The 8,435-nt window shown below is 66.1% G+C and carries 10 protein-coding genes; 3 read left to right on the forward strand and 7 right to left on the reverse strand.

Annotation, left to right across the window (positions count from 1 at the left end; translation table 11 throughout):
• From AC3AYF_RS05795 to AC3AYF_RS05805, 3 genes are all read right to left on the reverse strand, one after another.
• Positions 1 to 568: Tim44 domain-containing protein (locus AC3AYF_RS05795; protein ID WP_487779506.1), on the reverse strand; the 568-nt coding region annotated here is incomplete at its 3' end.
• A gap of 138 nt (positions 569 to 706) precedes the next feature.
• Complete coding sequence (gene yaaA, locus AC3AYF_RS05800; RefSeq protein WP_295037515.1) at positions 707 to 1,489, reverse strand: peroxide stress protein YaaA; 783 nt, start codon at positions 1,487 to 1,489, stop codon at positions 707 to 709.
• Positions 1,490 to 1,579: 90 nt separating this feature from the next.
• Positions 1,580 to 2,617, reverse strand: coding sequence for an NADP(H)-dependent aldo-keto reductase (locus tag AC3AYF_RS05805; protein ID WP_295037517.1), 1,038 nt, complete (start codon positions 2,615 to 2,617; stop codon positions 1,580 to 1,582).
• Positions 2,618 to 3,074: 457 nt separating this feature from the next.
• On the opposite strand from AC3AYF_RS05805, the gene AC3AYF_RS05810 reads away from it, so the two are divergent.
• Together AC3AYF_RS05810 and AC3AYF_RS05815 are read left to right on the forward strand one after the other, a co-directional pair.
• Positions 3,075 to 3,590, forward strand: a complete 516-nt coding sequence (locus AC3AYF_RS05810) for a tetratricopeptide repeat protein (protein WP_295037519.1) — start codon at positions 3,075 to 3,077, stop codon at positions 3,588 to 3,590.
• Between the two features lie 121 nt (positions 3,591 to 3,711).
• The gene (locus AC3AYF_RS05815; protein ID WP_295037521.1) at positions 3,712 to 4,221 is read left to right on the forward strand and encodes a 3'-5' exonuclease family protein; all 510 of its coding nucleotides are present in this window, start codon (positions 3,712 to 3,714) and stop codon (positions 4,219 to 4,221) included.
• A 14-nt stretch (positions 4,222 to 4,235) separates the two neighbouring features.
• Here AC3AYF_RS05815 and AC3AYF_RS05820 read toward each other — a convergent pair whose 3' ends face one another.
• Positions 4,236 to 5,207, reverse strand: a complete 972-nt coding sequence (locus AC3AYF_RS05820; RefSeq protein WP_295037523.1) for an NAD(P)H-quinone oxidoreductase — start codon at positions 5,205 to 5,207, stop codon at positions 4,236 to 4,238.
• A 108-nt stretch (positions 5,208 to 5,315) separates the two neighbouring features.
• Here AC3AYF_RS05820 and olsF point away from each other — a divergent pair, with 108 nt between their 5' ends.
• Positions 5,316 to 7,100 (forward strand): bifunctional ornithine lipid synthase OlsF, encoded by a 1,785-nt coding sequence (gene olsF / locus AC3AYF_RS05825; RefSeq protein ID WP_487779507.1) that lies wholly within the window; start codon positions 5,316 to 5,318, stop codon positions 7,098 to 7,100.
• Here olsF and AC3AYF_RS05830 read toward each other — a convergent pair whose 3' ends face one another.
• The 3 genes from AC3AYF_RS05830 to AC3AYF_RS05840 form a co-directional block, all read right to left on the reverse strand.
• Complete coding sequence (locus AC3AYF_RS05830; protein WP_295037527.1) at positions 7,101 to 7,649, reverse strand: LOG family protein; 549 nt, start codon at positions 7,647 to 7,649, stop codon at positions 7,101 to 7,103.
• A 57-nt stretch (positions 7,650 to 7,706) separates the two neighbouring features.
• Positions 7,707 to 8,228 carry a DUF501 domain-containing protein gene (locus AC3AYF_RS05835; protein ID WP_149434381.1) on the reverse strand — a complete coding sequence of 174 codons (522 nt, stop codon included), beginning with the start codon at positions 8,226 to 8,228 and terminating at the stop codon, positions 7,707 to 7,709.
• A partial coding sequence (locus AC3AYF_RS05840; protein WP_295037529.1) for a hypothetical protein occupies positions 8,197 to 8,435 on the reverse strand: 239 nt, incomplete at its 5' end. The genes AC3AYF_RS05840 and AC3AYF_RS05835, both read right to left, overlap by 32 nt.

The raw sequence follows: 8,435 nt of genomic DNA on the forward strand, positions 1-8,435 counted from the left end.
CGTACTCCTGAATCCGGCTCAGGTCGTTGTTGTCCCAGGCGCGCTGGAGGGTGGGGAAGGGCTCCTTGGCGCCGGCCAGGAAACGTTCGCGATCGAACCAGGCAGGCTCGGTGGCGATGCCTCCGGTGCTCGTGCCCGTCGCGCCGGTGCCCATGAACGGAGCCGGCTGGGCGCTGGTGTCATGGTGCGCTTGACCGTCATCGCGATGGCCGGCGGGGGCGTGGCGTCGACGGCCCGCCAGTAGCCGGAAGCCGATGAAAGCGACCAGCGCGATCAGCAGGAAGTCCATCATCCGCAACCCGTCGAAGGCGCCACCGAAGAACAGCGACGCCAGCAGGCCGCCCGCGAGCATTCCCGCCAGCGGGCCGGCGAAGCGCGACAGTCCGGCGCTGGGCTGGCGGGGCGGGGCGGATGCGTTGCTGCGTGTCGTGGTCGGGGTGGGCTGCTGCACCGAGCGCGAGTAGGAACCGAAGCTCTTGCCGCCACCCATGCGGCGAGCCTCGGCGTGGTCGACGGCGGCGGCAAAGCCGAGCATACCGACCATCAACATGACGAGCAGATGACGCATGGCGTTCTCCTGAAAATCAGCGTTATTGCGGGTCGAGTGACGACGTCGCGGCACTCGTTGCTGCGGGCATTGTTGCAGATGGGCGTGAATGGAAGCTGAACGGCGTCACATTTCCCCTGATTCTTTGGTCGCGTCCCGCTATTCACGATCCCGTTCGCGGCGGCGAAAGACGGGTTTGCCCGGCTTGGACTCGTCGGGTGCATGGCGATAGCCGGCGACGTCGAACTCGGTCAACGCCGCGGGGTCCTCGATGCGTTCGCGAATCAGCCACGCTGCCATCAGGCCACGTGCCTTCTTGGCGTAGAAGCTGATGATCTTGAACTGGCCGTTCTTCTCGTCCTGGAACACCGGCGAGACCACATCGGCCTGGAGTCGCTTGAAGTCGATCGCCTTGCTGTATTCGTTGGAGGCGAGGTTGACCAGCGTCGGACTGCCGCTGGCGGCAACGGCCTGGTCGAGATCGGGGGTCAACCGCTCCCGCCAGTAGGCGTAGAGATCCTTGCCGGCGGCATTCTCCAGCTGGATGCCCATCTCCAGGCGATAGGGCTGGATCAGATCCAGCGGCCGCAGCATGCCGTAGAGTCCGGACAGGATCCGCAGATGATCCTGAGCGAAGGCGTTGTCTGCCTTGCTGAAGGAGGCCGCCTCCAACCCGACGTAGACATCGCCCTGGAAGGCCTGCGCCGCTGGCTTGGCGTTATCCAGCGAGAACGGTGTCTTCCAGTCGGCGTAACGGGCGGCGTTGAGCCCGGCGAGCTTGTCGCTGATGCCCATCAGTTGCGACAGCTGCTGGGGGGAATAGCCGCGCAGGATGCCGATCAGCTCTCGACTCAGGTCGAGGTAGTCGGGCTGGGTGACGTCCCGGGTCGTCGGGGGCGTCTCGAAATCCAGGGTCTTGGCGGGGGAGAGAATGCTGAGCATGGCGCGCTTACCCGTGCTGGAGGTGGCGTTATCGGTCGCCGATGGCGACCGTCAGGACCGAGTTTCGAAAACGAGTCTCAGGGCCGAGTTTCATGGGCAGGGATTGGAAATTCGTCGATGCACGCCCTCGATCGCCTCGACGACTTCGGCGGACAGCTCGAGCGAGTCGCTGTCGATATTGGCATCGAGCTGCTCGAGGGTCGTCGCACCGATGATATTGCTGGTCACGAACGGCCGAGACGTGACGTAGGCCAGCGCCATCCGGGCCGGGTCCAGGCCGTGCTCGCGGGCGATGTCGACGTAGGCCTGGGTCGCCTCCTGGGCCAGCTCGGAGGTGTAGCGCGAGAACCGCTCGAACAGGGTCAGACGGCCCTTGGGCGGCTTCCGGCCGTCGAGGTACTTGCCGCTGAGCACGCCGAAGGCCAGCGGCGAGTAGGCCAGCAGACCGACGGATTCGCGGTGGGCGATTTCGGACAGGCCGATCTCGAAGCTGCGGTTGAGCAGGTTGTAGGGATTCTGGATGCTGGCGACGCGCGGCAGGCCCTGGGTCTCGGCCAGATGGAGGCAGCGCATGACGCCCCAGGGGGTGTCGTTGGAGAGCCCCACGGCGCGGATCTTGCCGGCGTCCACGGCCTCTTTCAGGGCGCCCAGGGTCTCTTCCAGCGGCGTGGCGTCGCTGTCGTCGCCCGGCAGGTAGCCCAGCTGGCCGAAGCAGTTGACGTGACGGTCCGGCCAGTGGAGCTGATAGAGATCGAGATAGTCGGTCTGCAGGCGCTCGAGGCTCGCGTCCAGCGCCTGGTGAATCTGTTCGCGGGTGTGTCGCGGGCCGCCGCGAAGATGCTCCATGCCGCGTCCGGCACCCGCCGCCTTGCTGGCGATGATCAGATCGTCGCGCTTGCCGCGCTGCTTCAACCAGCTGCCGATATAGGCCTCGGTGCGGCCCTGGGTCTCGGGTTTGGGCGGTACCGGATACATCTCGGCGGCGTCGATGAAGTTGATGCCGGCGGCGACGGCACGATCGAGCTGCTCGTGCGCCTCGGCCTCGGTGTTCTGTTCGCCGAACGTCATGGTGCCGAGGCACAGGCGCGAAACCTGGATGTCGGTCTTGCCTAGGGGGCGTCGCTGCATGTTGCGCTCCAGATGAAAAAACGGATGTTGACGAGCCTGAGAGGGTGTTTACAAAATGCCTGCGCTCGGCAATACGGCGTTAAAATCGGCCTCAAATGCTCATTTACCCCGTGTAAACTCCGCCTTTTCGACCGATTTTGCCTTGTCTTGCCTTCGCTCGCCGAATTTGTAAACACCCTCTGAGGCGTGATGAAAAGCCGTTGGAAATCGTATGTTACTGGCGCCGCTGGAAAGCGGCAAACCGGCGCCGGACGCGAGGGGTTGAGTCGCCACGCGGGCAGGCGTATCCTTGCGGCCTTTCGCCGCCCGGCCTCGGCCGTGCGCGCCTGTGAAGGGTCGATTCCGACGCGCCATAGAGCGTTGCCTGGTGTTGCGGTAATAGAAAACAAGATGCGTTCAGATCGACACGGTAGTTCGGACCGTTAACGGGTCCCAGTCTCCAGGGTCACTGTCAGTTATGCCACAGACGTTTTCTTTCTTTACGCGATTCGAGTTCCGTCTGGCCACGCAGCTCAGCCACACGCGCTGGATGACGCGTTCGCCGGGCAAGCAGCGGTTGATGCTGCGCTGGTTCAAGCGTTGCGCCGATGCCGGCCATGTCCCCGCGCGGTCGCTCTACGGCCGGGTGCTGATGCATCGTGGGATCTCCCCCCGCGACAAGTCCACCGGCGCGCGTTATGTCCTGCAGGCGGCCCAACAGGGGGATCGCCATGCGCAATACCAGGCCGGGCGCATCTACGAACTGGGTTGTTCGCAGTACCAGCCCAACGAGCACCATGCGGTGACCTGGTACGCCCGCGCGGGCGAGAATGGCCATGTCCAGGCCGCAACACGGCTGGCCGACGCGTATCGGCACGGCGAGCTGGGCCTGCCCCACGACCCCGCTCGCGCGGACGATTGGCAGCGCTGGGCCCGGCATCTCACCGAAGACAGTCCCACTGGCGAGGCGCCCGCCGCGCTCGCGGCGCACTGAGCCGCCCGCAACCTTCCGGGTTTCCGGCGTGACCTCCGCCACCGGCCAGGTGGCGGGGTGAAGTCGCGCTTCATCACTGTCATGATGGCGCATCATCGGCGTCGCAAGATGAGACGGCATCATGGAAGGAGCCCGTGACGTGTTGCTGCCCACCCTGCTAGATATCGAGGCCTCCGGCTTTGGCCGCGGCAGTTACCCCATCGAGGTCGGCCTGGCCCGAGCCGATGGCAGTCGCTGTGCGTTCCTGATCCAGCCGGTGCAGGAGTGGACCCATTGGGATCCCAAGGCCGAACTGCTGCATGGCATATCCCGCGCCCGGCTGGTCCGCGAGGGGCACCCGCCGATCGAGGTCGCGCGCTGGCTCAACGACGAACTGGGGGCGAGCGGTATCGCCTACAGCGATAGCTGGGGCTACGACAATACCTGGCTGTCGCTGCTTTTCGATCAGGCCCGCATGCTGCCGCGGTTTCGACTGGAGGCGCTGCGGCGCCTGCTGAGCGAGGCCCAGACCGAGTGCTGGGCCGAAACCAAGGAGCGGATCGCCGCGGAGCACGACATCCGTCGTCATCGTGCCGGCGACGACGCCCGTCTGCTGCAGTTGACCTACAAGGCCACGCTGGGCGTCGACTAGCCTACCGCGCCGGCTCACCCCTCGCCGCTGACGCTCAACAGAATCTTGCCGGTATTGGCGTTGTCCGACAGGTGCTGCATGGCCGTTTCCGCTTCCTGCACCGACCAGGTGCCGGCAATCAATGGCTTGATCTCGCCACTGGCCAGCTTGGGCCAGACGTGGGCATGGAGCGCGTCGAGAATGGCACCCTTGGCCTTCGCCGAGCGCGAGCGCAAGGTGGAGCCGATCAGGCGTTGACGCTTCATCAGCATGCGCCCCAGATTGACCTGTGCCTCGACCCCGCCCATCAGTCCGATCAGTACCAGTCGACCGTCGGGATTGAGTACCGCGAGATCCTGCGCGATGTAGTCTCCCCCCACCGGATCGAGGATCATGTCGGCGCCGCCCCAGGCCTTGACCGGGTCGACGAAACTGCCGTCGTGGCGGTTCCAGCCGGCATCGGCACCCAGTCGATAGCAGGTCTCCAGCTTGTCGGCGCTACCCGCGGTCACGAAGCAGGGGTTGCCGAACGCGCGGCAGAGCTGGATCGCGGCGGTGCCGACGCCGCTGGCGGCGGCGTGCAGCAGGACGCGCTGGCCGGTCTGCACCGCACCCTCCATGTAGAGGTTGAGCCAGGCGGTGGCGAAGACCTCCGGCAGCGCGGCGGCTTCTCGCAGCCCCAATCCCTGGGGGATCGGCAGCACCTGGGCCTCGTCGACCTTGACCTGTTCGGCGTAGCCGCCGCCGGCAAGCAGGGCGCAGACGCGATCGCCGCGCCGGAAGCGCTCAACGCCACGGCCGATTTCAATGATCGTCCCACTCACCTCCAGCCCGGGGATCTCGGATTCACCCGGCGGCGGCGGATAGTTGCCGCCGCGCTGCATCAGGTCGGCACGGTTGATGCCTGCCCAGGCGACTTCGATGCGGACTTCACTGGCGCCCAGTGCGCCGGGATCGTCGTGCTCGCGCCATATCATCTGATTGGCTTCGATGGCGATGGCCTGCATGGCTCGCTCCTCGTTTGATCGGTTCACCCACTCTAGTCAGCGGCCACGTCGTTGTCATATCTCGCCGTCATGCTACCGGCCAGGCCGCGATGGTCGGGAGGAAGCGATATGATCGACATTGCCGAGACACTCGAAAATCACGTCAAGCCGTTCTCCAGGCTGCCGGGTTGGCTACGGCGGCTGAGTATCGCACTGATCCGCGGACTGGTCCGCGAGAACGAGATCAACCGGTTTCTGAGCGCGCACGCCGATACCCGGGGCATCGGTTTCGTCGAACGGGTGCTCGATGAGTTTCGCTTCGGCTACACGCTGCCGTCGCGGGAGCGGGAGAACATCCCGGTGACCGGACGGGTACTGATCGTGGCGAACCATCCGCTGGGGGCGTTGGATGGCCTGGCGCTGTTGAAGATGGTTTCCGAGGTGCGTCCGGACGTCAAGATCCTGGCCAGTAGCCTGTTGATGCAACTGGAGCCGCTGCGCGACTGTCTGCTGCCGGTGGACAACCTCTCTCGCCGGGGCTTTCGCCGCAGCCTTGCCGAAATCGGCGGGGCGCTGGACCGGGAGGAGGCGGTCATCGTGTTCCCGGCCGGCGAGGTGTCGCGAGCCGGCCCCCATGGCGTGCGCGACCGGCGCTGGCAAGGCGGTTTCCTGCACCTGGCGCGGCGTTACAACGCCCCGATCCTGCCGCTGCACGTGCAGGGCAGGAACTCCTGGCTGTTCTATGCGCTGACGATGCTGCGAAACGATCTGGGCACGCTGATGCTGCCGCACGAGATGTTCCGCCAGCGTGATCGTCAACTTCGCGTGCGCGCCGGTGCGCTACTGTCGATGGAGCGGATCGATCGCGATGGGCTCTCCACCGCGGTCAAGCTCAAGTTGCTGCGCAAGCATGTCTATCGGCTGGGGCGCGGACGCAAACCGGTGTTCCTGGGGGAGGCGGGCATCGCGCACCCGGAGAGCCGCCTGGCATTGCGGGAGGCGCTGCGTGATGCCCAGCACCTGGGGGAGACCGTCGACGGCAAGCAGATACTGTTGTACGACGGCCAGCTCGACGGCGTGGTCATGCGCGAGCTGGGGCGGCTGCGCGAGATCGCTTTTCGCCGCGTCGGTGAAGGCACGGGGCGGCGCCGCGACATGGATGCCTTCGACGCGCATTACCGCCATCTGCTGGTGTGGGACGACAGGGATCTGGAGATCGCCGGCGCCTATCGACTGGGCGAGGTGGGTCGGATCCTCGACGCGCATGGCATGGAGGGGCTCTACTCGCCGACCATTTTCCACATGGAGAATGCGCCCTGGTCGGAGTGGCGTCACGGGCTGGAACTGGGGCGCAGTTTCGTCCAGCCCCGTTACTGGGGGCGTCGCAGCCTCGACTATCTGTGGCTCGGGCTCGGTGCCTATCTGCGTCACCATCCCGAGGTCCGCTGGCTGTTCGTCCCGGTGACGATCTCGGGCAGGGTGCCGCTGCTAGCGCGGGAGCTGTTGGTCGGCTACTACCGTCACTATTACGGCGACTTGAGCGAACGTGTACGCGCCCGGGCACCGTTCAGCCTCTCGGCGGCGGGGCGCATGGAGGCGGAGAGGCTGTTCGGCGGCAACGATCGCGACGAGGATTTCAGGCAGCTGCGCGATCAACTGGAGGCCCTGGGCGTGAGCGTGCCCGTCCTCTACAAGCAGTACTGCGACGTGGCCGAACCGGGGGGCGTGCGCTTCATGGATTTCGGCGTCGACGCCGCTTTCGGCTACTGCCTGGACGGCCTGGTGGTGGTCGATGTGGAACGGCTGAAGCCCGAGAAGCGCCGGCGTTACATCGGTACCGCGGCGAGCGTCGCCCCGGGCGGCGGTGGGGCGCTTGTCACCGCCGGCCGGTCGCTGCCGACGCAGACGGCGTGATCAGTCGAGCGCCGCCGCGGCCTGAAGACGGTCGAGCAGGGTGTCGGTGTCGGCCTCGGCGACCAGCGTGCGCCGGGTCGAGGCATCGAGGAAGCCGTGTTCGACGGTGGTATCGAGGAAGGTCAACAGTGGCGAGTAGAACTCGGCCACATTGAGCACGCCGATCGGCTTGTGGTGAAGGTCGAGATAGCGCCAGGTCCAGATCTCGAACAGCTCCTCGAGGGTGCCGATGCCGCCGGGCAGGGCGATGAAGGCGTCGGCGTGTGCGGCCATGGCGGCCTTGCGTTCGTGCATGTTGTCGACGCGAATCAGCCGGGTCAGGCCGTGATGCGAGACCTCGCGCTGGACCAGGTGCTCGGGCATCACGCCGATCACCTCGCCGCCCTCGGCGAGACAGGCGTTGGCCAGCCTGCCCATCAGGCCGTTGCGGGCGCCGCCGTAGACCAGCCCCCAGCCTCGTCTGGCGATCGCCGCGCCCAGCGCTTCCGTCGCCGCGGCAAAACGGTCGTCGTTGCCCTCACGTGAACCCAGGTAAACACAGATTTGCACGCTATCGCTCCTGAGAAAAACCAGTGGAAAGAGTAAAGGTTCCGCCCGCACCCCCGCTCAGGGAATGGTGGCGGCCACGCCGTGCTCGGCATCGAGCCAGCGGCCGATGGCGTTGTCCCCGCACAGGTGATGGGCGTACTGGGTGTGCAGGCAGCGCACCTGATCCCAGTTGGTGATGCCACCGACACCCCGTTCGCGCATCAGTTGCGTGTAGCCGCGCTGCTCGACCGCGTGGCGCTGTTCGTCGGTCATGAAGTGCCAGCGCTGGCGTACGTAATCGGCATGGCTCCGGTGGTAGCTGGCGAGCCACTCGGGATCCTGCTGCAGCCGGGCCTCCAACTCCTTGATCACGCCGCTGGCCTCGAGGCGCGACAGCACCACCTTGAGGCGCTCGCAGGAGAGCCAGTAGAGCGTCGGAAAGGGCGCATCGTCGACGATCGGCGCCATGCGCAGCACCAGCGGACGACCGTGGCCGTCGGTGGCGGCGACCGCCTCGAGGCCCCGCGGCGGGCGGCCCAACTGCTCGGCGATGATCGCCAGTTGGGCGTCAGTCGGTATCTGATCGGTGTGAATCACCATCGGGGGAATCCAGTATGACCTTGTTGGAACGAGCCACGGCGCGGTAGAAGGCCTGGCTCAGCTGCATCGGCGTGGGCGAGTAGAGGTATTCGCGCAGCAGATAGTCGCGGGCGCGCTCGACCAGCACGGTGTGCAGCCGATTGAACGGCGCATCATAGTCGTAGGGGTCGGGGCCCGGCAAACGCAGATGGGGGTAATCGGCCAGGC

The organism is Salinicola sp. (genome assembly GCF_982684285.1).

Bases quoted from the DNA above. Each gene is read 5' to 3' on its own strand.
- AC3AYF_RS05820 (WP_295037523.1), bottom strand. From the start codon at position 5,207: ATGCAGGCCATCGCCATCGAAGCCAATCAGATGATATGGCGCGAGCAC.
- AC3AYF_RS05835 (WP_149434381.1), bottom strand. From the start codon at position 8,228: ATGGTGATTCACACCGATCAGATACCGACTGACGCCCAACTGGCGATC.
- AC3AYF_RS05810 (WP_295037519.1), top strand. From the start codon at position 3,075: ATGCCACAGACGTTTTCTTTCTTTACGCGATTCGAGTTCCGTCTGGCC.
- AC3AYF_RS05805 (WP_295037517.1), bottom strand. From the start codon at position 2,617: ATGCAGCGACGCCCCCTAGGCAAGACCGACATCCAGGTTTCGCGCCTG.
- olsF (WP_487779507.1), top strand. From the start codon at position 5,316: ATGATCGACATTGCCGAGACACTCGAAAATCACGTCAAGCCGTTCTCC.
- AC3AYF_RS05815 (WP_295037521.1), top strand. From the start codon at position 3,712: ATGGAAGGAGCCCGTGACGTGTTGCTGCCCACCCTGCTAGATATCGAG.
- yaaA (WP_295037515.1), bottom strand. From the start codon at position 1,489: ATGCTCAGCATTCTCTCCCCCGCCAAGACCCTGGATTTCGAGACGCCC.